Source organism: Staphylococcus sp. MB377 (assembly GCF_001922505.1).
In the GTDB taxonomy this organism is placed as follows: Bacteria; Bacillota; Bacilli; order Staphylococcales; family Staphylococcaceae; genus Staphylococcus; species Staphylococcus haemolyticus.
Genome location: NZ_MAON01000001.1, coordinates 15559 through 41738, shown reverse-complemented (window position 1 = coordinate 41738; position 26180 = coordinate 15559). Strand labels below are relative to the sequence as shown.

Below are 26180 nucleotides of genomic sequence, written 5' to 3'. Positions count from 1 at the left end.
AGAACTAGAGACTTGAATCCCTGAATGGTCCCTGAAATTTAGTTTTCTTTGGTTTTTAATTAAAAGATAAATAAAAAAGAACGCCGCCACAACGGCATTCTTGAAATTAAAATGTGCATAATTAAAGCTATTAGCCCCCTCGAGAGGAGTCGAACCTCTATCTTAAGAACCGGAATCTTACGTGCTATCCGTTACACTACGAGGAGATATTAAATGATAAAGACAAATTTCTGTACTAATTGTTATTTTAAAAGTACAATCTGAATGTATGTTTATAGTGTACAAAATCTATTAAAATATGGTCAACTTTTCTTAATGCTAGATGAGTTTAAATTTTGACCATTTTTGACTTTTGATGTAAAATACTAATTAACAGTTAATCACAAGGAGGAAATATAAATGAATTTAATTCCTACAGTAATTGAAACAACAAATCGCGGTGAACGCGCATACGATATTTATTCACGTTTATTGAAAGACCGTATTATTATGTTAGGTTCTGCAATTGATGATAATGTAGCAAATTCAATTGTATCACAATTATTATTCTTACAAGCTCAAGACTCTGAGAAAGACATCTATCTATATATTAATTCTCCAGGTGGTAGTGTTACTGCTGGATTTGCAATTTATGATACAATTCAACATATTAAACCAGATGTACAAACAATCTGTATCGGTATGGCTGCATCAATGGGTTCATTCCTATTAGCAGCTGGCGCAAAAGGTAAACGCTTTGCATTACCAAACGCTGAAGTTATGATTCACCAACCATTAGGTGGTGCACAAGGACAAGCAACTGAAATCGAAATTGCTGCTAATCACATTTTAAAAACACGTGAAAAATTAAACAAAATTTTAGCTGAACGTACAGGTCAAAGTATTGAAAAAATTCAAAAAGATACTGATCGTGATAACTTCTTAACTGCTGACGAAGCTAAAGAATATGGTTTAATTGATAATGTTATGCAACCAGAAGATAAATAATCAAATTTAACCATGACATACAAATGGGGAGTGTTTAAACAAACACTCCCCGTTTTTTTATGACTATTTTAATTGTTTGAAGAACATTTTAGGAACAGTCGAATAGATATAATAAGTAAAATAATGCCACTTAAAATGAAGAATATAGACATTAATATAATTACTAAATTATGTTCGAAAGCGAAAATACCATTGAGTATAAGAAATAGACTTGCGATGATAAGTAGAATATAAGTTAATTTCTCGTCATTCATTTTCAAAACTCCAATTAAATTATTATGCATCTATTAAATCTTCGAAAGCAATTTTTAGATTAGAATAGTTAAATGTAAAACCGAGCGCATCCAGTTTATTTGGTAATACCTTTTGCGTATCTAAAACAACCGTAGACATTTCACCAAGTGCTAATCGCATTAGGAATGATGGCACCCATGTTTCATGAGGGCGATGCATGACACGCGCAAGTGTGTATCCAAATAAATTTTGGCGTTCAGCAATTGGTGCAGCCATATTGAATGGACCTTTTGCTTTAGGATTATCGATTGTGAATAGAATTGCGCGCACTAAGTCATTAATGTGAATCCATGAATACCATTGGAATCCAGATCCTAATTTACCACCTACGAAGAATTTATAAGGAAGCTTCATCGTCTGTAAGGCGCCTCCATCATTAGATAAAATCATGCTGAATCTGCCAAGTACTACTCGCGTACCAAATGACTCAAAGCGTTTAGCAAAACGTTCCCACTGATAAACCACATCAGATAGAAAATCAAATGGATGTGTTTGATATTTTTCTGTATACGTATGATATAAACTAGGTGGATAATAACCCATTGCACTAGCATTAAAGAGCACTTCAGGTTTATGTTCCCGTTGGCTAAACAAGTCAACTAGTGATTGTGTTGACTGAATACGACTAGTCATAATCAATTGTTTATATGATGGAGTCCAGCGTTTATTTAAAGTTGCACCAGCCAAATTAACTACAACATCTATATCTGGAACTTGGGACATCCAACCGTCTTTTGACCAATTAACATAAGAAATCTTTGGATCATCACTTTGCTTATCACTACGAGTTAGTATTGTAATATGTACATCGCGATTCTTTAATTCATTTACTAATTGACTGCCTACCATTCCAGTTCCGCCAGTTATTAAGAATTGCTTCATATTTACACCTCTATTAATTTATAGTATTAAGATAACTTTTCTATTATCAACATTGAACTTTTCTTGTTCAAAAAATGTACAATGATTAGTCAATAATATGTCATTTACTAAGCTGTAGACAGGATTTAAATTATCTAAAGTTAAGTTATAATTAATTTGTACCTTCGCTATAGTAGATTTCAATATCTCTGAGTAAATTGAGTATACCCCATAGACTACACAAAATAAACGAAGGTCAATTTTGACTCCCTTTAGTAGAAGCCCATGCGAGAATCGTGTGGGCTCTTTGTATATCTATTATAGTCCTAATGAATAAAGATTAAGAATAATATGATTAGAGGAATGAAAATGACTGATAAAAATATAAAATCAAACTGAGATGTATGACTGTCATCATAATCATCATTATTCAACATCATAGTTTTTAGATTATGTTTAGGTACATTTTCATCTTCAAATATATCTTCAGAAACAAATTTTTTCATTATGACTCACACTTTCACATTATAATAAAATTAAATTTGCATAATTGATGTTTGTAATTACTTATGATGTTATCATATATAAGTGATTATGTATCATTATAATTAATGTCTTAAACCTTTTTATTTCATTTCCGTGCGAATTACTGTAAAATTACATGCTACATTTAGGGGACTAGACAATTTTAATATATTAAAGTGAGGTAACTTATGTCTAAGAACAATAGAAATAGAGATGACTTTGGTGAACCGGAAAAGAAAAAAATGAGTGGCATTTCGAAACTTATTAGTACGATTATCGTTTTATTATTATTAAGCGGATTAGCATTTGCGATTTTTGCATTTGTAGATCATTCAAATCGTTCAAGTGAACGCTTAAACAATCAATCAACTGAAGAGCACAAAGATAAAAATGATAAAAAAGACAAAGAAGATAAAGACAAAAAGGATAAGTCAGATAAAGATAAAAAAACTAGTGAAGATAGTTCGAATGTGACTCAAGAAAATGTTACGCAGCAAACAGCTCAAACCCAACAACGTCAGACACAACAAGCAACACCTTCAACTCAACAAAGAACTAAACAACAACCATTAACAGAAGAGAAACAAAGAACCAAAGAAGCACAGACTAAGGAAGAAAAAACACAAGAGAGAACAACTAAAGAAGAAGCTACAACAGAAGAAGCTCGCACTAAAGAACAAGCAACTCAAGAAAGTAACAGTAATAATAGCAGTGATAGTAATTCTAGTGAGTCAAATACGGATAAGTCTAATGGTAACCAGACAAGCAATCAAACTAGAACGCAACAATCACCGCAAACACAACAACGATCAACAACTCAGTCGTCTACGCAGCAATCAACCACAAGACAAACTTCACAACGAAGTTCTACGTCTAGTCAAAGTCAGTCAAGCCAAAAATCATCAAATAGTAATGAATAATATAGTTAGTAGTTATCAAAGTGAGATTTTGAAACAGTCATGTTTCAAGTCTCACTTTTTACTTTTTTAAAACATCCAATTGAGTAAAAAGGTAAAAATAATTGAAAGCAAAATAGAAATGATTATTGAAGAAAGGCAACCAAATGGACAACCACAACCATAATGATATCTTATTGAATAGTTGTTACGTTCATTACCATTAAAATAGTTATCATCTTTATATCTACGATCTTCAGGGTCAATGACTTCTACATTATTATCATTTTCTTGAGCCATTTCTTCATCCTCCTTAAATGAATTTCTTATATTGTAAATTAAAATAGTTTAAACAAGAAAGTATTTTGCAAAAGAATAATTTCTAAACTTAAAGGGTAATACTATAAAATAAGGGTTTAATTAAACTTTGTGCCACTTTATAAAATGGGAAATACTACTTAAATTAGGGAATTTTACAGATAATTTTAAATATTAGAGTTTTTCTCTTGCATTTTCAACAACACAATAGTACTATTGCAAGTGTAAAGAGGTTAGATTTTGTCCCGCGCGGGACACAATAAGTCAAACTGGGTTTATGCTATTGGTTACCCTTTATACATAAAGGAGGAAGGTAGTAGTGAAGGACTTGATTAAAATTCAACAGAAGCTGATACCTGATTTAATTGATAAAATGTATCGACGCTTTTCTATCTTAACTACTATCTCAAATAATCAACCAGTAGGTAGAAGAAGTTTAAGTGAGCACATGGATATTACCGAACGTGTCTTAAGATCTGAAACTGATATGTTGAAAAAGCAAGATTTAATTCAAGTCAAATCGACTGGAATGGAAATCACTGAAGAAGGCAAGTCAGTTTTGAATCAGCTTAACGAATATTTCAATATTTATACTGATGATAATCAATTAGCTGATCAAATTAAGTCAACTTTTGGTATTAAAGAAGTTCACGTTATACCTGGTGATGCAGATGCTCAAGAGAATGTTAAATCCGAAATGGGAAGACAAGCTGGCCAATTATTGGAAAGCATCTTATATGAAGACGCTATTGTTTCAGTAACAGGTGGTTCAACAATGGCAAATGTAAGCCGAGCCATGCATCTTCTACCATTTAATGTATTTTTCGTACCAGCTCGTGGTGGTCTTGGTGAGAATGTTATTTATCAAGCTAACACGATTTCAGCGAGCATGGCGCAACAAACAGGTGGTTATTATACAACACTTTATGTACCAGATAATGTGAGTGAATCAACGTATAATACACTTCTGATGGAACCCTCTGTGGTTCATACATTAGATAAAATTAAACAAGCAAATATAACAATTCACGGTATTGGTGATGCGCTGAAGATGGCGTATCGTAGACAATCGTCAGAACAGGTGATTGAAAGCCTTCAACATCATCAAGCCGTCGCAGAAGCTTTCGGTTACTATTTTGACGCTCAAGGAAATGTAGTCTACAAAGTAAAGACAATAGGACTACAACTTGAAGATTTAGAAACCAAAGATTTTATATTCGCTGTTGCAGGTGGACAATCTAAAGGTGAAGCAATTAAAGCTTACTTAAGTATTGCACCTAAAAATACAGTTTTAATTACTGATGAAGCAGCAGCAAAGGTAATATTAAATTAGTAATAAAAAGTTTAAAGCTTTTTAAATATCATTTTAAAGGAGGCCATTATAATGGCAGTAAAAGTAGCAATTAATGGTTTTGGTAGAATTGGTCGTTTAGCATTTAGAAGAATTCAAGACGTAGAAGGTATTGAAGTAGTTGCAGTAAACGACTTAACAGACGACGAAATGTTAGCTCATTTATTAAAATATGACACTATGCAAGGTCGTTTCACAGGAGAAGTTGAAGTTATTGATGGTGGTTTCCGCGTAAATGGTAAAGAAGTTAAATCATACGAAGAACCAGATGCAAGCAAATTACCTTGGGGCGATTTAGATATCGACGTAGTATTAGAATGTACTGGTTTCTATACAGATAAAGAAAAAGCAGAAGCACACATCAATGCAGGTGCTAAAAAAGTATTAATCTCTGCACCAGCTAAAGGTGATGTAAAAACAATCGTATTCAACACTAACCACAATGACTTAGATGGTTCAGAAACAGTTGTTTCAGGTGCATCATGTACTACTAACTCATTAGCACCAGTTGCTAAAGTATTAAGTGATGAATTTGGTTTAGTTGAAGGTTTAATGACAACTATTCACGCATACACTGGTGACCAAATGACTCAAGACGGTCCACATAAAAAAGGTGACAAACGTCGTGCGCGTGCAGCAGCTCAAAACATCGTACCTAACTCAACAGGTGCTGCAAAAGCAATCGGTAAAGTTATTCCTGAAATCGATGGTAAATTAGACGGTGGTGCTCAACGTGTACCAGTTGCTACGGGTTCATTAACTGAAGTAACAGTTGTATTAGAAAAAGACGTTACTGTTGAAGACGTTAACAAAGCAATGAAAAACGCTTCAAACGAATCATTTGGTTACACTGAAGACGAAATCGTTTCTTCTGACGTAGTTGGCATGACTTATGGTTCATTATTCGATGCTACTCAAACTCGTGTAATGTCTGTTGGTGACCGTCAATTAGTTAAAGTTGCAGCTTGGTATGACAACGAAATGTCTTACACTGCTCAATTAGTTCGTACTTTAGAATATTTAGCAGAATTATCTAAATAATTTAGAAGCATAGTTAAATAAACTTGTGCTCAGTATGGATGTACTATTCACAGTACACTTGTACAAATTATTGAAATAAGTTAGCTTATGAGTAAGCGGGGAGCACTAACGCTTCTCCGCTTATTTTTATATTAGTAATTCCTATTTAGAGGAGGAAATTATAATGGCAAAGAAAATTGTTTCTGATTTAGATTTAAAAGGGAAAGTTGTTTTAGAACGTGCTGATTTCAATGTACCTTTAAAAGACGGTAAGATCACAAATGATAACCGTATTGTTCAGGCTTTACCAACAATTAAATATATCATCGAACAAGGTGGTAAATTAGTACTATTTTCTCACTTAGGAAAAGTTAAACAAGAAAGTGATAAAGAAGGTCTTACATTAAAACCTGTTGCTGATGCTTTATCTGAAAAATTAGGTAAAGAAGTTACTTTCGTACCTGAAACACGTGGTAAAAAATTAGAATCAGTTATCAAAAACTTAAGTGAAGGCGATGTATTATTAGTTGAAAATACACGTTTCGAAGATTTAGATGGTAAAAAAGAATCTAAAAATGACCCTGAACTAGGTAAATATTGGGCATCACTAGGCGATGTATTTGTAAATGATGCTTTCGGTACAGCTCACCGCGAACATGCTTCTAATGTTGGTATTTCAACGCATTTAGAAACAGCGGCTGGTTATTTAATGGAAAAAGAAATTAAATTTATCGGTGGTGTTGTTAACGATCCACATAAACCAGTAGTTGCAATTTTAGGTGGCGCAAAAGTATCTGACAAAATTGGTGTTATTAAAAACTTAGTAAATATCGCTGATAAAATTCTTATTGGTGGTGGAATGGCGTATACTTTCTTAAAAGCACAAGGCAAAGAAATTGGCTTATCTTTACTAGAAGAAGACAAAATCGACTTTGCTAAAGAATTACTTGAAAGTAATGGCGATCAAATTGTGTTACCAGTAGATGCGAAAGTTGCGAAAGAATTCTCAAATGACGCTGAAATTACTGAAGTATCAATCGATAACATCCCTTCTGATCAAGAAGCAATGGACGTTGGCCCTAAAACTGTTGAATTATTCTCTAAAGAATTAGAAGGTGCACATACAGTAGTATGGAATGGACCTATGGGTGTATTTGAATTTAGTAACTTTGCTCAAGGTACAATCGGTGTATGTAAAGCCATTGCTAACTTAAAAGACGCTACTACAATTATCGGTGGTGGTGACTCAGCAGCAGCTGCAATTTCTTTAGGTTTTGAAGATGACTTCACACATATTTCTACTGGTGGCGGTGCATCATTAGAATACCTAGAAGGTATTGAATTACCAGGAATTAAAGCAATTAATGATAAATAATCATCTTATAAAAGGTGTACGTTTTTCTAAGCATTTTCAAGGGAAAATGTACAAAGAATAAGACTTTACGTCTTAAAAAGTTATTTAACGCTAAAATTACAATTTTAAATATATAGGAGTGTAATCAATGAGAAAACCAATCATAGCTGGTAACTGGAAAATGAACAAAACAGTTAAAGAAGCTAAAGACTTCGTTAATAATTTACCAACATTACCTGATGAAAAAGAAGTTGAATCAGTAATTTGTGCACCAACAATTCAATTAGATGCATTAATTTCATTAGTGAATGATGGCAAAGCAAAAGGATTGAAAATTGGTGCTCAAAACACTTATTTTGAAGATAATGGTGCATTCACAGGAGAAACTTCTCCAGTGGCATTAGCTGACTTAGGTGTTAAATACGTAGTTATTGGACACTCAGAACGTCGTGAATTATTCCATGAAACAGATGAAGATGTGAATAAAAAAGCACATGCGGTATTTAATCATGGCATGACACCAATTATTTGTGTTGGTGAAACTGATGAAGAACGCGAAAATGGCAAAGCTAATGAAATCGTTAGCAATCAAGTTGAAAAAGCATTAGAAGGTTTATCAGAAGAGCAACTTAAAGAAGTTGTTATTGCATACGAACCAATTTGGGCAATCGGTACTGGTAAATCAGCTACTTCTGATGATGCTAATGAAATGTGTGCTCACGTGCGTAAAACAGTAGCGAAAGTGGCTAGTCAAGATGTTGCTGATGCAACACGTATTCAATATGGTGGTAGTGTTAAACCTAACAACGTTAAAGAATACATGGCTCAATCTGACATTGATGGTGCATTAGTAGGTGGCGCATCATTAAAAGTTGAAGATTTCGTACAATTGTTAGAAGGTGCAAAATAATTATGGCTAAACAACCGACAGCTTTAATCATTTTAGATGGTTTCGCTAATCGTGAAAGTGAACATGGTAATGCTGTAAAACAAGCGCATAAACCAAATTTTGACCGCTATTACAGTAAATACCCAACTACACAAATTGAAGCCAGTGGTTTAGACGTAGGTCTTCCAGAAGGCCAAATGGGTAACTCAGAAGTTGGTCATATGAACATTGGTGCAGGACGTATTGTTTACCAAAGTTTGACACGAATCAATAAATCAATCGCAGATGGCGATTTCTTTGAAAATGATGTGTTAAATAACGCCGTGCAACATGTTAATGAGCATGATTCTGCATTACATGTCTTTGGATTACTATCTGATGGTGGTGTACACAGTCATTACCAACATTTATTTGCATTGTTAGAACTTGCTAAACAAAAAGGTTTAGATAAAGTTTATGTACATGCATTCTTAGACGGTCGTGACGTAGACCAAAAATCAGCACTAAAATACATTGAGGAAACAGAAGCTAAATTTAAATCATTAGGTGTAGGTGAGTTCGCATCTATTTCTGGCCGTTATTACGCTATGGACCGTGATAAACGTTGGGACCGTGAACAAAAAGCATATAATGCTATCCGTAACTTTGAAGGGCCTGCTTATGCTTCAGCAAAAGAAGGCGTTGAAGCTAACTACGCTAATGATTTAACAGATGAATTTGTTGAGCCATTTGTTGTTGAAGGTCAAAATAATGGCATCAATGATGGAGATGCAGTTATCTTCTTCAACTTCCGCCCTGATAGAGCAGCTCAGTTGTCAGAAGTATTTACTAATAAAGCATTTGATGGCTTTAAAGTAGAACAAGTTAAAGATTTATTCTACGCAACATTTACTAAATATAATGACAATGTAGATGCTGAAGTTGTCTTCGAGAAAGTGGATTTAACAAATACAATTGGTGAAGTTGCTCAAAATAATAACTTAAAACAATTACGTATTGCTGAAACTGAAAAATATCCACATGTAACGTACTTCATGAGTGGTGGACGTAATGAAGAATTTGAAGGTGAGCGTCGTCGTTTAATCGATTCACCAAAAGTAGCGACTTATGATTTAAAACCAGAAATGAGTGCGTATGAAGTTAAAGATGCGTTATTAGAAGAGTTAGATAAAGGGGATTTAGATTTAATTATCTTAAACTTTGCTAACCCTGATATGGTTGGACATAGTGGTATGTTAGAACCAACTATCAAAGCAATTGAAGCAGTGGATGAATGCTTAGGTGAAGTTGTTGATAAAATCTTAGACATGAATGGTTATGCAATTATTACAGCTGACCATGGTAACTCTGACCAAGTATTAACAGATGATGATCAACCAATGACTACTCATACGACTAATCCGGTTCCTGTTATTGTAACTAAAGAAGGCGTTACATTACGTGAAACTGGTCGTCTGGGAGATTTAGCACCAACACTATTAGATTTATTAAATGTAGATCAACCATCAGACATGACTGGTGAATCACTTATTAAACACTAAAAATTAGTCCAGTTATAAATGGTAAGAATATTGAAATCCCTAATACGATATTTGAAACTTTAGGGATTCAGTCCTTATCTGATATAAATATTTTATTTAAAGATTAAATCAAGCTATAATAGCTTTAGAATCTAAATTAAAGGAGATTTTTCACATGCCAATTATTACAGATGTTTATGCTCGCGAAGTCTTAGACTCACGTGGTAACCCAACAGTTGAAGTTGAAGTATTAACTGAAAGCGGTGCTTTCGGTCGTGCATTAGTGCCATCAGGTGCTTCTACAGGTGAACACGAAGCAGTTGAATTACGTGATGGAGATAAATCACGTTATAGCGGTAAAGGTGTTACTAAAGCTGTTGAAAATGTTAACGAAATTATTGCACCAGAAATCGTTGAAGGTGAATTTTCAGTATTAGATCAAGTATCTATTGATAAAATGATGATTCAATTAGACGGTACACCTAACAAAGGTAAATTAGGTGCAAACGCTATTTTAGGTGTATCTATCGCAGTTGCACGTGCAGCAGCAGACTTATTAGGTCAACCTTTATACAAATATTTAGGTGGATTCAACGGTAAACAATTACCAGTTCCTATGATGAACATCGTTAATGGTGGTTCTCACTCAGACGCACCAATCGCATTCCAAGAATTCATGATTTTACCAACAGGTGCAGAATCATTCAAAGAAGCATTACGTTGGGGTGCTGAAATCTTCCATAACTTAAAATCAATCTTAAGTGAGCGTGGTTTAGAAACAGCAGTAGGTGACGAAGGTGGTTTCGCTCCTAAATTTGAAGGTACTGAAGATGCTGTAGAAACAATCATTAAAGCTATCGAAAAAGCAGGTTACAAACCTGGCGAAGAAGTATTCTTAGGATTCGACTGTGCTTCATCTGAATTCTACGAAAATGGTGTATATGATTACACTAAATTCGAAGGTGAACATGGTGCGAAACGTAGCGCAGCTGAACAAGTTGACTACTTAGAAGAATTAATTGGTAAATACCCAATCATCACTATCGAAGATGGTATGGATGAAAATGATTGGGACGGTTGGAAACAATTAACTGATCGTATTGGAGATAAAGTTCAATTAGTAGGTGACGATTTATTCGTAACTAACACTGAAATCCTTTCTAGAGGTATTGAACAAGGTATTGGTAACTCAATCTTAATCAAAGTTAACCAAATTGGTACTTTAACAGAAACTTTCGAAGCAATCGAAATGGCTCAAAAAGCTGGATATACTGCAGTAGTTTCTCACCGTTCAGGTGAAACAGAAGATACTACAATCTCTGATATCGCAGTAGCTACTAATGCTGGTCAAATTAAAACTGGTTCATTATCAAGAACTGACCGTATTGCTAAATACAATCAATTATTACGTATTGAAGATGAATTATTTGAAACTGCTAAATTCGATGGTATCAAATCATTCTACAATTTAGACAAATAAGTATAATAATTTAACCTATTTAAAACATTAATAGAGTTCACGCTTATGTATTACCTGTCACAGAGTTGAGACTGTGGCAGGTTTTTTAATTATTAAACAATGTAAGTGATTAATTAAATTGTAAAATCATAATGACAAAATCATTAATGTAGCTTTTATCACATATATCTAACCTACTAATGATTTTTAACGAACATGGAACAGATTTAATTTAGGTATACAAACTGATATAATAGTTATGTATATAAAAGAAGGAGAAATAAAGATGGAGAATCAACTTAATCAACCTAGTCAAAGAGAACGCAATGCAGGTAAATTAATAGGCTACAGTTCTTTAATTTTATGTATTTTATTGATCATCCATAACTTTATTGCACTAGATACGTTAACTGCTAAGACACTATTATCACAGGCAGGACAGAAAGCAAGTGATAGTGCAGTAGCTAATATATTAAATAGCTTTAGATATACTGGCATTATGTATATTTTGGCATATTTAGCAGGTGTCATTGCATTATGGAATCGACATAAATATCTGTGGTGGTTTATGTTTGCAGTCTATGTTTCAAATGTATTATTTACATTAGTAAACGTAACTATGGTTATAAATGCGATAATAACAGCTAAATCAATGTTGTTTATTATTCCTATTATAATCGTAATTGTGGGCTCTACAGTATTAGCATTATACATGCTAGTTATTTCAATCATCCGTAAGAGCACCTTTAATCGATAGTCATTGATTATAAAGACTAGTATATGATATAATTCGGAACGTATATAATGAATGGAGGACAATTTTCATGCATACACTTTTTATAGTACTATTAATTATTGATTGTATTGCATTAATCACTGTTGTATTACTCCAAGAAGGTAAAAGTAATGGACTTTCAGGTGCTATTAGTGGTGGCGCAGAACAGTTATTTGGTAAACAAAAACAACGTGGCGTCGATTTATTCTTGCATAGATTAACAATTATTTTAGCAGTCATTTTCTTTTTAATAATGATTGGTATCAGTTACTTTGGTTTATAAGGTCCGACGATGTTAATGTCGGGCTTTTTTATTTATAATGAATAGTGACGGACGACGTCATTGATATTTAGTCAGGAGACCTAAGGTCCGATTTAAATAATGCATATTTCCGAGATAATAAGGGAATATTTAGTTAAATATAATATTAATACGAAGCATTGTATTTGAATTAAAAAATATAACGCAAGAATAATTTTGAGATAATGATGGAAGAGGGATTTTAAATGCAAATTAAATTACCACAACCGTTTTTCTTTGAGGAAGGAAAACGAGCAGTCTTACTTCTACATGGATTTACAGGTAATTCATCAGACGTAAGACAATTAGGAAGATTCCTACAGAAGAAAGGTTACACTTCTTATGCGCCTCAATATGAAGGGCATGCTGCACCACCTGAAGAAATTCTAAAATCAAGCCCACATGTGTGGTTTAAAGATGTGATTGATGGTTATGATTATTTAGTGGACCAAGGCTATGAAGAAATTGCCGTAGCAGGCTTATCTCTTGGTGGTGTATTCGCATTGAAATTGAGCTTAAATCGTCCTGTAAAGGGTATTATAACTATGTGTGCACCCGCTGAAGGTAAAACGCAAGGTGCGATATACGAAGGCTTTTTAGAATATGCACGAAACTTCAAAAAATATGAAGGCAAAGATCAAGCAACGATTGATAAAGAAATGAAAGACTTCCATCCTACTGAAACGTTAAAAGAGTTAAGCGAAACATTAAATAACGTTAGAAACGAAATCGATGAAGTGTTAGATCCAATTTTAGTAGTACAAGCTGAAAATGATGAAATGATTAATCCTCAATCAGCAAATTATATATACGAGAATGTCGACTCAGATGAAAAAGACATCAAATGGTATGCAAATTCAGGACATGTCATTACAATCGATAAAGAAAAAGAACAAGTATTCGAAGATGTATACAGTTTCTTAGAAACTTTAGATTGGTCTGAATAATAAATTTAAAAATATTAAACGAAAGAAGAAAGGAGGGGCATGATGAATTTAAAGCAATCCATTGAAGAAATCATAAAGCAACCTGATTACGAACCGATGTCGGTATCTGATTTTCAAGATGCTTTAGGTCTTAATAGTGCCGACTCATTTAGAGATTTAATAAAGGTGCTAGTAGAACTTGAACAAGCAGGTTTAGTTGAACGAACTAAAACAGATAGATACCAACGCAAACATTCGCATAAAAGTTCAAATTCTAAGTTAATTAAAGGGACGTTAAGTCAAAATAAGAAGGGCTTTGCATTCCTACGTCCTGAACTAGAAGATATGGATGATATCTTTATTCCACCAACGAAGATTAATCGTGCATTAGATGGTGATATAGTTATTGTAGAAATACAGAAGTCTAAAGGTGAGCATAAAGGTAAAATTGAAGGCGAAGTTAAATCAATCGAGAAACATTCTGTCACTCAAGTAGTCGGTACCTATAGTGAAGCGAAACATTTTGGCTTTGTTATCCCAGATGATAAACGTATTATGCAAGACATTTTCATACCGAAAGGTCAAAGTCTTGGTGCGGTAGATGGTCATAAAGTACTCGTTCAAATTACGAAGTATGCAGATAGTACAGATAATCCTGAAGGACATATATCTGCGATTCTAGGCCATAAAAATGACCCAGGAGTAGATATCTTATCAATCATTTATCAGCACGGTATCGAAATCGAATTCCCTGATAATGTATTGAAAGAAGCCGAAGCGGTTCCTGAAGAGATTAAGCCTGATGAAATTAAAGGTCGTACAGACTTACGTGACGAGTTAACGATTACCATTGATGGTGCAGACGCAAAAGACTTAGACGATGCTATTAGTGTAAAAAAATTAAAAAATGGTCACACTGAATTAACTGTAAGTATTGCGGATGTTAGCTACTATGTTAAAGAAGACTCAGAACTTGATAAAGAAGCTTACGATAGAGCGACAAGTGTTTATTTAGTAGACCGTGTTATTCCAATGATTCCACACCGTTTGAGTAATGGTATTTGTTCATTGAACCCAGAAGTCGATCGCTTAACACTAAGTTGTCGCATGGAAATCAATGAACGAGGCGAAGTGGTTAATCATGACATTTTTGATAGTGTAATCCATTCTAATTACAGAATGACATATGATGCAGTTAATCAAATTATAACTGAAAAGGCCCCTGACGTACGTAAGCAGTATCAAGAAATTACACCAATGCTTGATTTAGCACAAGATTTATCAAATCGTTTAATCCAAATGCGTAAACGTCGTGGTGAAATTGACTTTGACATAAGTGAAGCTAAAGTGTTAGTGAATAACGAAGGCTTACCAACTGATGTGGTTTTACGTGAGCGAGGCGAAGGTGAACGTTTAATTGAATCATTTATGTTAGCTGCTAACGAAACGGTGGCAGAACATTTCAATAAACTTGAAGTTCCTTTCATTTACCGTGTTCACGAACAACCTAAATCAGATCGTTTAAGACAGTTCTTCGACTTTATTACAAACTTTGGAATTATGATTAAAGGTACGGGGGAGGATATTCATCCTTCAACATTACAATCTATCCAAGAAGAAGTTGAAGGTCGCTCTGAACAAATGGTTATATCAACAATGATGTTACGTTCAATGCAACAAGCACATTATGATGATACAAACTTAGGTCACTTCGGTTTATCAGCGGAATACTATACACATTTTACATCACCTATTAGACGTTATCCGGACTTAACAGTTCATCGTTTAATTCGAAAATATCTTATCGATAATTCAATGAATAACAAAGAATTACACAAATGGGAAGATAAATTACCTGAATTAGCTGAGCACACATCTCAACGTGAACGTCGTGCAATTGAAGCAGAACGAGATACTGATGAATTGAAAAAAGCTGAGTATATGATTCAACATATCGGTGATGAATTTGAAGGTATTGTAAGCTCTGTTGCAAATTTTGGTATGTTTATCGAACTACCTAACACAATTGAAGGTATGGTTCATATTTCAAATATGACAGATGATTATTATCAATTTGATGAACGCCAAATGGCACTTATTGGTGAGCGCCAAGCAAAAGTATTCCGTATAGGCGATCAAGTTACAGTGAAAGTCACACATGTCGATGTAGATGAACGAATGATTGATTTCCAAATTGTTGGTATGCCATTGCCAAAAAATAATCGAAGTCAACGACCATCGAGAGGTAAAACGATTCAAGCTAAAACACGTGGCAAGTCTTTAGATAAATCAAAAGATGATGATCATAAAGGCAAGAAGAAAAAACGTAAGCAACGAAAAGGTAAAAACCAACGTAGTCGTGATAAACAAGGTAAAACGAATCACAAACCATTCTATAAAGATAAAAGTGTGAAGAAAAAATCACGTCGTAAGAAAAAATAATCAGCAAAGAGGTGACACAGATTAATGGCTAAGAAGAAAACGAAATCACCCGGTACACTAGCTGAAAACCGTAAAGCCAGACATGATTATAATATTGAAGATACAATTGAAGCAGGTATTGCTTTAAAGGGAACAGAGATTAAATCTATTCGTCGAGGTAGTGCCAATTTGAAAGATAGCTATGCTCAAGTTAAACGTGGCGAGATGTTCATTAATAATATGCACATTGCACCTTATGAGGAAGGTAACCGTTTCAATCATGACCCTTTACGTTCTAGAAAGTTATTACTTCATAAGAAGGAAATTATTAAACTTGGGGAACGTACGAGAGAAATTGGCTATTCACTTATTCCATTAAAACTTTATTTAAAACATGGTCAATGTAAAGTCTTATTAGGCGTAGCACGTGGTAAGAAAATACATGATAAACGTCAAGCTTTAAAAGATAAAGCAATGAAACGTGATGTTGATCGTGCAATCAAAGACCGTTATTAAGCATGTTTGTTGATTAATCGGGTGCTATTTGGTATGATAACTGATGTTGTGAATTAAAAAATACGTTAGATAGAGAGTGAAGTAGGATTCTTTCGATTGTGTTATTTTACTTTAGTATGAATGACTAGAACTAAGAATTGCTTTATATATTGCTTTCTTAGTTCAGTCAGTCACTACGTATTGTAATGATTTATAAATTTTATTACGGGGGCGTTTTTGGATTCGACAGGGGTCCCTCGAGCACATTAAGCGTGTCGGAGGGCTGTCTCCGACATCAACACATTTCAGTAAATATAACTGACAAATCAAACAATAATTTCGCAGTAGCTGCGTAATAGCACTCTGCATCGCCTAACAGCATCTCCTACGTGCTGTTAACGCGATTCAACCCTAGTAGGATATGCTAAACACTGCCGTTTGAAGTCTGTTTAGATGAAATTTAATCAAACTAGCATAATACTGGTTGTCTGTTGCTTACTATTATGCGAAATTCATCAATAGACTACACACGTAGAAAGATGTGTATCAGGACCTCTGGACGCGGGTTCGAATCCCGCCGTCTCCATAATGTAGCCTATAACCTTTGTGGTTGTGGGCTTTTTGTTTTTGTTGCCACAGTATTGCCCCAAAATTGCCATACAAAAAATGGCTCTATAATAAATAGGAATTAAAAGATAGACTGAAAAATTTAAATCAACGCGATGATTATTATTTGTTATTATAGTTGAAAGATAATAAAATTAATGGCTTAAGTGGTATGTGTAAAATATTGTTTTTTTTTAAAAGTGGAGAATATATGAGGGTTTTAGCATTTGTCATTAATTCTAATTATTGAAAAAAGGTTATGGCTCATTTTTTACTTAATAAAGGCGAGAGTTTAGTATGTACATTGGGAAGTAAAGTACTTACCCTGAATAGTGGTATAAAGGAAGAAAGAAAAAATGCTCATTCTTTTTATACAAGTAATGGTTTAGATAGAAAAGTATTTGGATTCGTTAAATATTTATTATAATAAGTGACAGAAGGTGGATTAATAAATTTGTTGCGTCAGTAATATTGATAGAAAAAACAAGCATTTACGTTTCAATTAAAGAAGCATGTAAATGCTTGTTTTGCTATTAGTTATCGTTGATTTTTTTACCATCTATACGATCTGATTCGCCTTTATCTTTGTGAACCTTAGGGTTGTCTTTTTTGTGAGTACTTTTCTTAACATTATCTACTGAATCATCATTGTTACCACATGCCCCTAATAGTAAAAAACTTGAGAGTAGTACAAAAGCTACTTTTTTCTAAAAATTCAACAGTTAATAATATTTGATAATTTAAATTAAAAAATACCGGGATAAGTCGAAAAGTTGATTATCCCGGTAAAAGTAATTGTATTAATTAATTTATATATTGATTACACTAATTAGTTTGCACTAATATTTGATTCATCTGTATTAGTCTCAGTTGTTGCTTCGCCATTGTCAGATTGTTCAGCGGAGCTATTTTCTGAATATGTCTGTGTTTGATTTTCATTAGACTGATTATCAGTACTTGAACTATCCTCTGTAGAGATATTTCCGTTTGAACCGCTATTATCATCATTGTCATTACTATTTCTATTACTTTGATTATAGTTTTGATTTGTGTCGTTTGCTTGATTCGCATTTTGATTATTATTAGAAGAAATATTATTTTGATTGTTTACAGTATTATCTTGTGTAGTATCTTGTTGAGTAGAAGGTGCTTCGTTATTTGATTCTTCAGTTGTTGGTTGCTCTTGTTGTGAGCTTTGTTGTTCTTGAGTATTTAATTCTTCATTAGTTGATGTTTCTTCAGAACGATTTTGTTCTTCTTGAGTAACATTATTATCATCTTTGTCGTCATCTTTTTTGTCTTTTTTCTTTTTATCATTAGATGATTTATCCTCTTTAGGTTGCTTATCTTTAGATTGAGTTGCTTGATTTTCAGTTGGATTATTACTTTCAATCATTTTATGAATGCCTAAAGCAAGCATACTTAGTAGAATAATCGTAATAGCCATCGCAAAATATTTAAAATAATTCTTATTTTTAAATACTGCCAAAATAGCGAACAAGATTAATATAATCGCAATAATTAGTAATACCGTGCCTGTATAGAACAACAGTTTCTCCATACGCTACCTCCATTAAATTTACATCATTAATTGTATTGTATTACACATATAATATAATACATATTACCTTGTAATTAACATCTAATTACTATTTAAAAACAGTAGTGTAAACGTATAATTAATCAAGCTATTTCACCTTATCGAAAATGCTAATCTCTTTATGCTCTTTACTTACAGATACATATAAGTTTTCATCGTTAAGTTGTGCTTCGTTTGATGTTTGACTTAAGTTAATTTCAGCTAATATTTTGAAAGATCCATTATGATAAGGTTCAACAATAGATATTTCATTCGCATGTTCTTGAATCATCAAATGTCTTTGTGATTGATTATCTATTTTCCAGTTAGTCATATATTCACCTTTTTCGTAAAAATAAAACTGGAAGTAGGACAGAATTTTTTAATTCGTTCCACTTCCAGCTTGGTTCGATTGTAGAATTTCTTAGGGAAATTCTCTTTGCTGGGGATCCGCCCGCAAGGATGACTTGAAATGAAAAAGCATAATTTAAGCACCTTTTCAGTTCAGTCAGCTACTACGAAATTGCAAAATAGCATCATTATTTTACTTATGCCCTAGGCCCAGTAGTTTAACTATTTAAAACTTTGCTCTATTTCTGTAAAAGCTTTGTTAGTAACGCTAATGTCATCAATTCTATCTGCTGTAAGTTGTCCTTCAAGATAACCATGATCGATTAGAACTTTACAATTCTCTAAAAAATCATCGTATTCACGATCACAGAAATAATCATCTTGTGCTTTTATACTATCTCCAAAATAATTCGCTTCACTTTCAGATTGCCCTTCATTAGAACGTTCCATGTATAATTTATAAAATTTAGCTATCGTATATTTTTGTTCTTGAGTTAATGAATCTAACATGACATGTTCCCCCTCACTATAATATGTTATACCCAAATTAAATATGATTGAAAACGTAGTGTAGGGGTTAATAAACTACTGTGCATCTTCAATGCCTTTATTAACTGCTTTAGCGAATTTGTAAAATGTATGTGTGTAATTGTCTGGGTTCTTTCTTGTATTTTGATCTAATTTTTTATCCTTAAAGAATAATGCTCTTTGTCCAGTAGTTAATTCAAGTTGAACGCCTGAATCATTATCACTTCTATTAATAATATTAGATGATGATGTCGCTTCAATACCTTTAGGGCTCTTTTGAACAGTGAAACCTCTATTTTTTAATGATTTTGTGATAGATTTCGCTAATTTTTTATCCTTACCGCCAACGTAAACAATAGGGTCTTCACCAGAATAGCCATGAATGGATATTGTCTCATCTGAGTGGTCTAACATTTTTAATAGTGTCGGTTCATCAAACACAGTTGAAGTGATATGCAAGCGTTCGTTATGCTTTGGCATTAATCCTTCGAATGTGTAAAAATCATATTCACCTATATTGGCCACACGACGTGCAAGTTCAGTTGTACCTGGTTCAATACCTCCGCCATGTATCGCTGTGACAAGCATGTGATTATCTTTACGATTTTTCGTTTTAATACGCCAATCTTTACCTTCTGTTGTGTTTTCTTTTAGCTCTTCGAAATTTGAATAATAATCTAATGAACGATTTTGTTTATCTTCACGTGTTTTATAAAGTATAAATGCAATAGCTATAATAGTAATAATTAAGACAGAAATAAAAATATAATATAATTTAGAATACCAGTTTTTTCTTTTTCTCATATGACCTTCCTTTATATTGATTGTAATAATAAAAATGTGTAATTTAACTTTTATATTATAAATTATATTACTGATAACCTCAAATATTGTTTAATTTAGAAAAATAAGTAAAAAATTGAAATAAGGAGGAATGAAAGTGACGAAAATAACAATTCAATCAGCGAAGCCTCACCATAATGAAGGGGGTCAGTTAATTTACTCGGCAATAGATGACATGGCTAAAATTATATTAGGTAAGTCAAGTGATAATGAAATTATTGGTGACTTACAACAACTTTGGAATAATCGTGCGAATCGCTTTAGTCATGATATGTCATTTGTAGCTCTTGATGATAATCAAGTGCTTGGAGCTATTACGTGCAATCCTTTAAAACAGATTGATAGAGCGATGACGCCAACAGTACTTCAAATTATTTCAATGAATAAGTTGAAACCTTTCTTATCAATCATCTCACATCCGAAGTCCTTTTATTCACTTGTTACGATGGACGAGGGTAATGAAGATGAATACCATATTAGTATGCTAGCGACTATGCCTAATGAAAGGGGAAAAGGAGTAGGGCAACAATTATTAAATTTTGCTGAACAAAAAGCTAAAGAATCAGGCTTCAGTAAACTTTCATTAACAGTAGTACAAGATAATGATGTAGCATTGAAACTATATCAAAAAATGGGATTTGAAATTGTTGGAGAAATTAATAGAAAACCGTATTATCTATATCAAATGAGAAAAGAAGTAAAATAGAGAGAGGCATAGTCACATCACATATTTAACATGTGATAGCTTGCCTCTCTCTAAGTCCAATGAACTTTATTAATTATTCTTATATTTATCGTATTTACCGTTAGCTATATCTTGTTCTCGTTGTTGTATTGTTTGATAAACTTCTTCAGCATCATCACCATCATAATAGCCTTGTTCAATTGCATGCTTAGTTTGAATCTCTCCAGAAGATAAACCGCCGTTATATTTTTTTCTCAAAGCATCTACGTATTCACCCTCATTAGTTGCAGCGTTGATTTCTGCATTTGGATCGTCTATGTTTTCTTCTTCTGAAGACTGGTTAGACTGATCATAAACAGATTTTTCTTGACCACTTTCCACGCGTAGTGAACTTGCATAAGCTTCACTTGCAGGGCCTTCCATTACATTACCTTGTGGAATAACACCATTTGCAACTGCACTATTATATGCAGCAATTTTATCTATTTCAGAGTAATCGTTGCTGTTAATAACTGCTTCTAATGTGGCACGGTCAGTTATATTGTGAATATCGATTTGCTTTGCATTCTGAGAATTCGAATTAGAAGTGGATTGCTGTTCGTTGGAAGAACTGTCTTCATTGTTTTGATCAGTAGATTCATCATCGCTTTCTGCATCATATTTTGATGACTTAGAATTAGAATGTTGATCATTTTTCTTTATAGTATTTTCATTCTCTTTTTTATTCTGTGAGGAAGATTTAGATTTAGAATGATCTTCTTCCTTATCTTCATTCGAAAAACTACAACCAGTTAATATAAAAAGACCTAATAATAATGTAAATAAAACTTTTTTCAATATAGTCACTCCTAAATTTAATATAATACTATTTTATAATGAAATGACTAGTAAATGTTTGAAAATATTTTAAAAGATATATTTACATAAATTATAAGGTAATTTCATTGTTATTTTACAAAATAGTGGTAAATATGAAGTGAATAGGATGTGAGATAACATGGATAAAAAATTATTAAAAAAGTACTTTGATAATAATGATTTTAAAGCAATTGCGATTGTAGTGGGTTCTAAAAAAATGGTGTTAGAAAATGATATTCATCTAGATTATGAAAATGAAATTATTATCTATCCTTTAAAAAATTGTACGCGTATTATCCCGTTTAGCTCTATTTCTTATATTGATTTATTAGAAGAAAATGAGCATTTCATAAATTATTTCAAGGAAACTGTCTAACGAAAAAGAGTAACTATTTCAAAGCTACTCTTTTTACTATGGATATTTAGTATTGTTTAACTAATTTGAGTTGATAATCTTTCGTGAAATTATCTACAAGCGCGTATGGAGAAATGATGAGTAAGCCATGTTCGTTAATTGAATTTTTACTTACGCCATATTTATAAGCTTGATAAATAATCTTAGTACAGTATGTAAATCTTTCACTTTTAAGATTTAAAGTGACTAGATATGTCTTATCTGTATCTTTATAGTGTTCTTCAGCCCATTTAGCGGCTCTCTCTCCAGCTCCAGGCATAGAACAACGATAGATTTTAATCCAATCATCTTTGCCTTCACCAAATCGTTGTTTGAAAGAATGGAACGACTCTGTAATAGGTTTGTCCCCAGGGCCTTCTATTTGTAAAACGGTATCGTGATCAAGTGCGATACTAGAATGACCAAAGAAACCATATAAAACTGGGCCCTTAGTAAGTATAATATCACCTGGCTGTAAATCAAAATCATCTTCAGTTGGTGAGAGTGGATTAGAGTTACTCGTATAAGCTAATAAATGTGTTGGAAAAGTTATAAGAATTATCAGTGTAACAAATAATATTTTTATAAATGGAGAAATTGAATATTTCACTTTGATACTCCTTAGAAATTAACAAATCATATTTGATGAGTTATTAATGAATATTACATATAGATATAAATAAAAAAGAACAAAAATAACAGTGTCATTTTGTTCTTTAATTCTACGCTATAATATACCAAATATGAATACGTAGATGAGTAAAGCAAATCCAAAAATATAAAATATTACGGTAAAACCTAAATATGATTCTTTACGTTCTTCTTTTTTAGATTTAAGTAATAAGCCCAATATAATTGAGGCTGCTATTACAAAAATGATACCAAGCCATAACAATATAGTTAAATGCAAACTCATGTGTAAGCCTCCTAAATTTATATTAAAAAAATGTATATACTATAGGATAAATGTAGTATAAAAGCATAGCAATATTGATTAGAAAAATAACTTCGCTAACCAGGTTCTTGCAAATGAGCGCAGTACTTAAGCTTAGTACAATTGTAATACCACTAATTGTAAGTCCTGGAATTAGCCAGAAGAAATCATCTAAGTCTGCATTGTAAGTAACAATGATATTGAAACCCAAAAATAATAGCGTAATAAAAATATTTATCCAAAAAATTTTATTATTATTCATGGGTGTCACCTCTTATTAAATAGTAAAACTTTACATAATCATATCATTTATTGTATACCGGTAAAATGAGTTAATCAAAGTAATTGTATGTTTTTATCTTAATATTAGAATTTGTCAAAAATTTAGTTGCTAATATTGTAAAAGTGAGCAATAATAAATATCAAACTTATATTTAATCTTCTTTATATACAAAAATGCCAACCGACTTAATGAAGCGGCTGACACAACATCCCTTATAACTTTTGATGAATGTTTTAATATTTATTTTCATTTTTGCATGAAGCTACGTAACTAAACAAATGAACTTCGATTTCTTCACCATATTGTAACAATTACGACAAGTTACCATCTTAATAAATAACAAATTTAGTGATTAATTATTGGGTAAATGATTTAATAATCTTAAACAGTATATTTAATGCAATGAGTTATATACTAGAAACAAGCAAAAGTTGCTAATTACATATTAAAGTTGAGTTATCTTATATGTTTAGACAATATTAATAATGAAATATTTTAAGAGAGATTAATTAAACTGAGGAGGGGAACTATGACATTCTATGATTTTGTAATTGGGTTTATAAACGATGATACACCTCTAGGAAGTTTAGCTCAATATATTGAAAACGACTGTGAGTTTCCAAAACATGAACGAAATAACAAAGCTATTAGATCGTATGTTATGTCTAACTACGTCGATCATCAACTTATTGAAAGTACTAATAGAGCAATAAGTCTATATAAATTAATTTGAGTGAGCGTAATACCAATTTTGGGTGTTTAGCGCATTCCACACATCTTTAGTTTTAAAGTTAATTTCATTATCTTTTATTGAAAAAGGCTCAATAATATTTCTGTCCATCCAAGAATTAATTAATTCTTTTGGAACACCATCTAATAACATATCTGTTTTACTTATGATTAAACATTCCCAATCTAACGAGAGCTTATTTGGATTAACATAATTATATTGATTATGGTCGCTCATGAAAGACACTCCTTTTAGAATTGTGAATCTTATAATATTTTATACCCACCATGACGGGACTCAAACCACTTTATAAATTTTTTCTATGTTCTTGTTTTTGAAAATTAAAAAATTAATGTATACTATTACTCGAAAATACAATTGTACTTAGGAACGGTTAATAACAAATAAAAGCGTTCAATTAATGTCAGTAATTTGAAACAAAAACTAAGTTTGAGGTGTATACAATGTTAAAAACACTTTATTTAATGAGACATGGACAAACAATGTTTAATTTACGAGGTAAGGTGCAGGGGGCAAGTGACTCTCCTTTAACAAGTTTAGGAACCTCTCAAGCCAAACAAGCTGGTCAATATTTTAACGAACATAATATTTCATTTGGAAATTTATATTCATCGAGCTCTGAACGCGCATGTGATACATTGGAATGCGTCGCACCAAACCAAGACTATAACCGTTTAAAGGGACTCAAAGAATGGCATTTTGGTATTTTAGAAGGCGAAAGTAATGATTTATTAAATGCAAATTATGATATTACAGATGCTTTTGGGGATCGTTTAGTAGTGTTTGACGGAGAGTCTAAAAATGAAGTAGAAGAACGTTTTATAGGTACATTAACTGAAATAATGCGTACATCAGATAGTGATTCGAATTTAGTTGTAAGTCATGGAACTACGATTGACGTATTTTTAAGAAAAGTTATTGGAGATACAGATGCAATTAATTACTTTATTGGCAATTGTCATATTCTAAAATTTGAATATAGAAATAATGAATTTCAGTTTATTGAAAAAATTGATCCAGAAAACGGAGAAATTACTAAACATGAAAATTAAAATATAGCAAATATAAATAGACACAAGTAAAAAAATAAAATATTAACTCAACATTCTCTACAAGATCAATTACTTGTAGAGGTTTTTTGCTGTTTAAATCTTCAAAACATAAATGGCTAGAACCAAAAACACTTATGATAAGTTATTTTAAGTTCTAGCCTGCTACTAATGTTTAGAAAATCACCTTTAAAATATGAGTTGATAAATTTTTTGAAGTATCATTAATGCAACAATTAAGATAATAATACTTGAAATTTTATTTAGTAAGATCAATAGATGATCTGATTTATCAAAATGACCTACAGTACGACCAGCAATAGATAGAAAGATAAACCATAGCCATGAAACGCTAATTGTCGCAACAGTGAAGGCTACCTTTTCTGAACCACCATAGGCAGAAGCGCTTGTACCTATTACGCCAATGGTATCCATAATTGCATGAGGATTAAGTGATGAAACAGAAAGTGCGAAGCTTATTTGATTTGCAGGTGAGATGCCACCTGCAAATCAATATCACTACTTTGTTCATGCCACAATGCCCACGCCATATAAAGTAGAAATACTAATCCTATTATGTAAACAATCATTTGAAGTATTGGAAATGACATAAGTATAAGGGACACGCCAACCACTGCTAGTATGATGAGTAAAGAATCACATAAACCAGCTGTAATAACAGCAGGAAGTGCACGCCTAAATTTCGTTTGGTTAGCGCCTTGGTCAAAAACAAATATGTTTTGAGCGCCTAATGGTAGTATTAAGCCTATAGCTAACAATACTCCATGAAAAATAGCTTGTAACAATTTTATCCCCTTAGACTTAAGTATTTTTAAATTTTACAAAATCTGAAAATTTAGAATATATCAATTATTATAGTGGCTATAAATTAAATGTCTGGAGAAAAATTTTTAATAGTATAGTTAA

At 32.5% G+C, this 26180-nt stretch carries 30 protein-coding genes, 1 tRNA gene, 1 other RNA gene and 1 pseudogene; 18 read left to right on the top strand and 15 right to left on the bottom strand.

Annotation, left to right across the window (positions count from 1 at the left end):
* Positions 1-134 precede the first annotated feature (134 nt).
* Positions 135-206 (bottom strand) — tRNA-Arg (locus BB045_RS00260).
* Positions 207-399: 193 nt separating this feature from the next.
* Here BB045_RS00260 and clpP point away from each other — a divergent pair.
* The gene (gene clpP, locus BB045_RS00255; protein WP_011276385.1) at positions 400-987 is read left to right on the top strand and encodes an ATP-dependent Clp endopeptidase proteolytic subunit ClpP; all 588 of its coding nucleotides are present in this window, start codon (positions 400-402) and stop codon (positions 985-987) included.
* A 68-nt stretch (positions 988-1055) separates the two neighbouring features.
* On the opposite strand, the gene BB045_RS00250 is transcribed toward clpP, so the two are convergent.
* The 3 genes from BB045_RS00250 to BB045_RS00240 all read right to left on the bottom strand — a co-directional run bounded on the left by BB045_RS00250 (position 1056) and on the right by BB045_RS00240 (position 2648).
* The gene (locus tag BB045_RS00250; protein ID WP_075140371.1) at positions 1056-1241 is read right to left on the bottom strand and encodes a hypothetical protein; all 186 of its coding nucleotides are present in this window, start codon (positions 1239-1241) and stop codon (positions 1056-1058) included.
* 22 nt (positions 1242-1263) lie between these two features.
* Entirely contained in the window at positions 1264-2163 is a 900-nt protein-coding gene (locus tag BB045_RS00245) for a TIGR01777 family oxidoreductase (RefSeq protein ID WP_070581540.1), read from the bottom strand.
* Between the two features lie 305 nt (positions 2164-2468).
* Positions 2469-2648, bottom strand: a complete 180-nt coding sequence (locus BB045_RS00240; RefSeq protein ID WP_011276381.1) for a hypothetical protein — start codon at positions 2646-2648, stop codon at positions 2469-2471.
* 207 nt (positions 2649-2855) lie between these two features.
* Here BB045_RS00240 and BB045_RS00235 point away from each other — a divergent pair, with 207 nt between their 5' ends.
* On the top strand, positions 2856-3587 hold the full coding sequence (locus BB045_RS00235) for a DUF4887 domain-containing protein (RefSeq protein WP_070581539.1): 732 nt from the start codon (positions 2856-2858) through the stop codon (positions 3585-3587).
* 66 nt (positions 3588-3653) lie between these two features.
* Here BB045_RS00235 and BB045_RS00230 read toward each other — a convergent pair whose 3' ends face one another.
* Positions 3654-3863, bottom strand: coding sequence for a hypothetical protein (locus tag BB045_RS00230; RefSeq protein WP_011276379.1), 210 nt, complete (start codon positions 3861-3863; stop codon positions 3654-3656).
* Positions 3864-4200: 337 nt separating this feature from the next.
* Between BB045_RS00230 and BB045_RS00225 the strand changes: the two genes are divergently transcribed.
* The 12 genes from BB045_RS00225 (at position 4201) to ssrA (ending at position 16981) form a co-directional block, all read left to right on the top strand.
* The gene (locus tag BB045_RS00225) at positions 4201-5214 is read left to right on the top strand and encodes a sugar-binding transcriptional regulator (protein WP_011276378.1); all 1014 of its coding nucleotides are present in this window, start codon (positions 4201-4203) and stop codon (positions 5212-5214) included.
* Positions 5215-5265: 51 nt separating this feature from the next.
* Positions 5266-6273, top strand: a complete 1008-nt coding sequence (gap, locus tag BB045_RS00220; RefSeq protein ID WP_011276377.1) for a type I glyceraldehyde-3-phosphate dehydrogenase — start codon at positions 5266-5268, stop codon at positions 6271-6273.
* 163 nt (positions 6274-6436) lie between these two features.
* Positions 6437-7627, top strand: a complete 1191-nt coding sequence (locus BB045_RS00215) for a phosphoglycerate kinase (RefSeq protein WP_075140370.1) — start codon at positions 6437-6439, stop codon at positions 7625-7627.
* Between the two features lie 127 nt (positions 7628-7754).
* Positions 7755-8516 (top strand): triose-phosphate isomerase, encoded by a 762-nt coding sequence (gene tpiA, locus BB045_RS00210; protein WP_011276375.1) that lies wholly within the window; start codon positions 7755-7757, stop codon positions 8514-8516.
* A 2-nt stretch (positions 8517-8518) separates the two neighbouring features.
* Positions 8519-10036, top strand: coding sequence for a 2,3-bisphosphoglycerate-independent phosphoglycerate mutase (gpmI, locus tag BB045_RS00205; RefSeq protein ID WP_070581537.1), 1518 nt, complete (start codon positions 8519-8521; stop codon positions 10034-10036).
* A 154-nt stretch (positions 10037-10190) separates the two neighbouring features.
* Positions 10191-11495: a surface-displayed alpha-enolase gene (gene eno, locus BB045_RS00200; protein WP_070581536.1), complete on the top strand. Its 1305-nt coding sequence runs from the start codon at positions 10191-10193 to the stop codon at positions 11493-11495.
* A 265-nt stretch (positions 11496-11760) separates the two neighbouring features.
* On the top strand, positions 11761-12231 hold the full coding sequence (locus tag BB045_RS00195) for a hypothetical protein (RefSeq protein WP_011276372.1): 471 nt from the start codon (positions 11761-11763) through the stop codon (positions 12229-12231).
* 67 nt (positions 12232-12298) lie between these two features.
* On the top strand, positions 12299-12532 hold the full coding sequence (gene secG / locus BB045_RS00190) for a preprotein translocase subunit SecG (protein WP_011276371.1): 234 nt from the start codon (positions 12299-12301) through the stop codon (positions 12530-12532).
* Positions 12533-12756: 224 nt separating this feature from the next.
* On the top strand, positions 12757-13497 hold the full coding sequence (locus tag BB045_RS00185; protein ID WP_070581535.1) for an alpha/beta hydrolase: 741 nt from the start codon (positions 12757-12759) through the stop codon (positions 13495-13497).
* A 42-nt stretch (positions 13498-13539) separates the two neighbouring features.
* Positions 13540-15918: a ribonuclease R gene (gene rnr, locus BB045_RS00180; protein ID WP_070581534.1), complete on the top strand. Its 2379-nt coding sequence runs from the start codon at positions 13540-13542 to the stop codon at positions 15916-15918.
* A 24-nt stretch (positions 15919-15942) separates the two neighbouring features.
* Positions 15943-16413 (top strand): SsrA-binding protein SmpB, encoded by a 471-nt coding sequence (gene smpB / locus BB045_RS00175; RefSeq protein ID WP_011276368.1) that lies wholly within the window; start codon positions 15943-15945, stop codon positions 16411-16413.
* A 206-nt stretch (positions 16414-16619) separates the two neighbouring features.
* Positions 16620-16981: a transfer-messenger RNA gene (gene ssrA / locus BB045_RS00170) on the top strand.
* A gap of 846 nt (positions 16982-17827) precedes the next feature.
* Here the strand turns inward: ssrA and BB045_RS00165 are convergent.
* From BB045_RS00165 to BB045_RS00150, 4 genes are all read right to left on the bottom strand, one after another.
* A complete protein-coding gene (locus tag BB045_RS00165; protein ID WP_070839158.1) occupies positions 17828-18559 on the bottom strand; it encodes a hypothetical protein in 732 nt (243 codons plus the stop codon).
* Between the two features lie 127 nt (positions 18560-18686).
* Positions 18687-18911, bottom strand: coding sequence for a hypothetical protein (locus BB045_RS00160; protein ID WP_070581532.1), 225 nt, complete (start codon positions 18909-18911; stop codon positions 18687-18689).
* 239 nt (positions 18912-19150) lie between these two features.
* Positions 19151-19438, bottom strand: coding sequence for a hypothetical protein (locus tag BB045_RS00155; RefSeq protein WP_016931004.1), 288 nt, complete (start codon positions 19436-19438; stop codon positions 19151-19153).
* 75 nt (positions 19439-19513) lie between these two features.
* Entirely contained in the window at positions 19514-20260 is a 747-nt protein-coding gene (locus BB045_RS00150; RefSeq protein ID WP_070581531.1) for a poly-gamma-glutamate hydrolase family protein, read from the bottom strand.
* 136 nt (positions 20261-20396) lie between these two features.
* Here BB045_RS00150 and BB045_RS00145 point away from each other — a divergent pair, with 136 nt between their 5' ends.
* A complete protein-coding gene (locus BB045_RS00145; protein ID WP_075140369.1) occupies positions 20397-21005 on the top strand; it encodes a GNAT family N-acetyltransferase in 609 nt (202 codons plus the stop codon).
* Between the two features lie 69 nt (positions 21006-21074).
* Here the strand turns inward: BB045_RS00145 and BB045_RS00140 are convergent, their stop codons facing one another.
* On the bottom strand, positions 21075-21830 hold the full coding sequence (locus tag BB045_RS00140; RefSeq protein WP_305954503.1) for a hypothetical protein: 756 nt from the start codon (positions 21828-21830) through the stop codon (positions 21075-21077).
* A gap of 151 nt (positions 21831-21981) precedes the next feature.
* Here BB045_RS00140 and BB045_RS00135 point away from each other — a divergent pair, with 151 nt between their 5' ends.
* On the top strand, positions 21982-22218 hold the full coding sequence (locus BB045_RS00135; protein ID WP_016931008.1) for a hypothetical protein: 237 nt from the start codon (positions 21982-21984) through the stop codon (positions 22216-22218).
* 46 nt (positions 22219-22264) lie between these two features.
* On the opposite strand, the gene lnsA is transcribed toward BB045_RS00135, so the two are convergent.
* The 3 genes from lnsA to tsaA form a co-directional block, all read right to left on the bottom strand.
* Complete coding sequence (lnsA, locus tag BB045_RS00130; protein ID WP_370591732.1) at positions 22265-22822, bottom strand: lipoprotein N-acylation protein LnsA; 558 nt, start codon at positions 22820-22822, stop codon at positions 22265-22267.
* 141 nt (positions 22823-22963) lie between these two features.
* Positions 22964-23152, bottom strand: coding sequence for a type II toxin-antitoxin system toxin TsaT (tsaT, locus tag BB045_RS00125; RefSeq protein ID WP_011276326.1), 189 nt, complete (start codon positions 23150-23152; stop codon positions 22964-22966).
* Positions 23153-23174: 22 nt separating this feature from the next.
* The gene (gene tsaA / locus BB045_RS12245; RefSeq protein WP_070441716.1) at positions 23175-23432 is read right to left on the bottom strand and encodes a type II toxin-antitoxin system antitoxin TsaA; all 258 of its coding nucleotides are present in this window, start codon (positions 23430-23432) and stop codon (positions 23175-23177) included.
* Between the two features lie 550 nt (positions 23433-23982).
* Between tsaA and BB045_RS00115 the strand changes: the two genes are divergently transcribed.
* Positions 23983-24186, top strand: coding sequence for a sterile alpha motif-like domain-containing protein (locus tag BB045_RS00115; RefSeq protein ID WP_070441713.1), 204 nt, complete (start codon positions 23983-23985; stop codon positions 24184-24186).
* Here the strand turns inward: BB045_RS00115 and BB045_RS00110 are convergent.
* Positions 24178-24420: a hypothetical protein gene (locus BB045_RS00110; RefSeq protein WP_011276324.1), complete on the bottom strand. Its 243-nt coding sequence runs from the start codon at positions 24418-24420 to the stop codon at positions 24178-24180. The two genes, BB045_RS00115 and BB045_RS00110, sit on opposite strands and share 9 nt — an antisense overlap.
* Positions 24421-24647: 227 nt before the next feature.
* Here BB045_RS00110 and BB045_RS00105 point away from each other — a divergent pair, with 227 nt between their 5' ends.
* Positions 24648-25256 carry a histidine phosphatase family protein gene (locus BB045_RS00105; protein WP_070581527.1) on the top strand — a complete coding sequence of 203 codons (609 nt, stop codon included), beginning with the start codon at positions 24648-24650 and terminating at the stop codon, positions 25254-25256.
* A gap of 186 nt (positions 25257-25442) precedes the next feature.
* On the opposite strand, the pseudogene BB045_RS00100 reads toward BB045_RS00105, so the two are convergent.
* Positions 25443-26059, bottom strand: a pseudogene (locus tag BB045_RS00100) (LysE/ArgO family amino acid transporter).
* Between the last annotated feature and the right edge of the window lie 121 nt (positions 26060-26180).

Coding starts and splice junctions, on each gene's coding strand:
- secG (WP_011276371.1), top strand. CDS start 12,299: ATGCATACACTTTTTATAGTACTATTAATTATTGATTGTATTGCATTA.
- clpP (WP_011276385.1), top strand. CDS start 400: ATGAATTTAATTCCTACAGTAATTGAAACAACAAATCGCGGTGAACGC.
- tpiA (WP_011276375.1), top strand. CDS start 7,755: ATGAGAAAACCAATCATAGCTGGTAACTGGAAAATGAACAAAACAGTT.
- smpB (WP_011276368.1), top strand. CDS start 15,943: ATGGCTAAGAAGAAAACGAAATCACCCGGTACACTAGCTGAAAACCGT.
- BB045_RS00250 (WP_075140371.1), bottom strand. CDS start 1,241: ATGAATGACGAGAAATTAACTTATATTCTACTTATCATCGCAAGTCTA.
- BB045_RS00195 (WP_011276372.1), top strand. CDS start 11,761: ATGGAGAATCAACTTAATCAACCTAGTCAAAGAGAACGCAATGCAGGT.
- BB045_RS00115 (WP_070441713.1), top strand. CDS start 23,983: ATGACATTCTATGATTTTGTAATTGGGTTTATAAACGATGATACACCT.
- tsaA (WP_070441716.1), bottom strand. CDS start 23,432: ATGAATAATAATAAAATTTTTTGGATAAATATTTTTATTACGCTATTA.
- BB045_RS00215 (WP_075140370.1), top strand. CDS start 6,437: ATGGCAAAGAAAATTGTTTCTGATTTAGATTTAAAAGGGAAAGTTGTT.
- BB045_RS00160 (WP_070581532.1), bottom strand. CDS start 18,911: ATGACTAACTGGAAAATAGATAATCAATCACAAAGACATTTGATGATT.
- BB045_RS00235 (WP_070581539.1), top strand. CDS start 2,856: ATGTCTAAGAACAATAGAAATAGAGATGACTTTGGTGAACCGGAAAAG.
- BB045_RS00165 (WP_070839158.1), bottom strand. CDS start 18,559: ATGGAGAAACTGTTGTTCTATACAGGCACGGTATTACTAATTATTGCG.
- BB045_RS00135 (WP_016931008.1), top strand. CDS start 21,982: ATGGATAAAAAATTATTAAAAAAGTACTTTGATAATAATGATTTTAAA.
- BB045_RS00240 (WP_011276381.1), bottom strand. CDS start 2,648: ATGAAAAAATTTGTTTCTGAAGATATATTTGAAGATGAAAATGTACCT.
- gpmI (WP_070581537.1), top strand. CDS start 8,519: ATGGCTAAACAACCGACAGCTTTAATCATTTTAGATGGTTTCGCTAAT.
- BB045_RS00185 (WP_070581535.1), top strand. CDS start 12,757: ATGCAAATTAAATTACCACAACCGTTTTTCTTTGAGGAAGGAAAACGA.
- BB045_RS00155 (WP_016931004.1), bottom strand. CDS start 19,438: ATGTTAGATTCATTAACTCAAGAACAAAAATATACGATAGCTAAATTT.
- BB045_RS00150 (WP_070581531.1), bottom strand. CDS start 20,260: ATGAGAAAAAGAAAAAACTGGTATTCTAAATTATATTATATTTTTATT.
- BB045_RS00110 (WP_011276324.1), bottom strand. CDS start 24,420: ATGAGCGACCATAATCAATATAATTATGTTAATCCAAATAAGCTCTCG.
- gap (WP_011276377.1), top strand. CDS start 5,266: ATGGCAGTAAAAGTAGCAATTAATGGTTTTGGTAGAATTGGTCGTTTA.
- rnr (WP_070581534.1), top strand. CDS start 13,540: ATGAATTTAAAGCAATCCATTGAAGAAATCATAAAGCAACCTGATTAC.
- eno (WP_070581536.1), top strand. CDS start 10,191: ATGCCAATTATTACAGATGTTTATGCTCGCGAAGTCTTAGACTCACGT.
- BB045_RS00230 (WP_011276379.1), bottom strand. CDS start 3,863: ATGGCTCAAGAAAATGATAATAATGTAGAAGTCATTGACCCTGAAGAT.
- BB045_RS00105 (WP_070581527.1), top strand. CDS start 24,648: ATGTTAAAAACACTTTATTTAATGAGACATGGACAAACAATGTTTAAT.
- tsaT (WP_011276326.1), bottom strand. CDS start 23,152: ATGAGTTTGCATTTAACTATATTGTTATGGCTTGGTATCATTTTTGTA.
- BB045_RS00245 (WP_070581540.1), bottom strand. CDS start 2,163: ATGAAGCAATTCTTAATAACTGGCGGAACTGGAATGGTAGGCAGTCAA.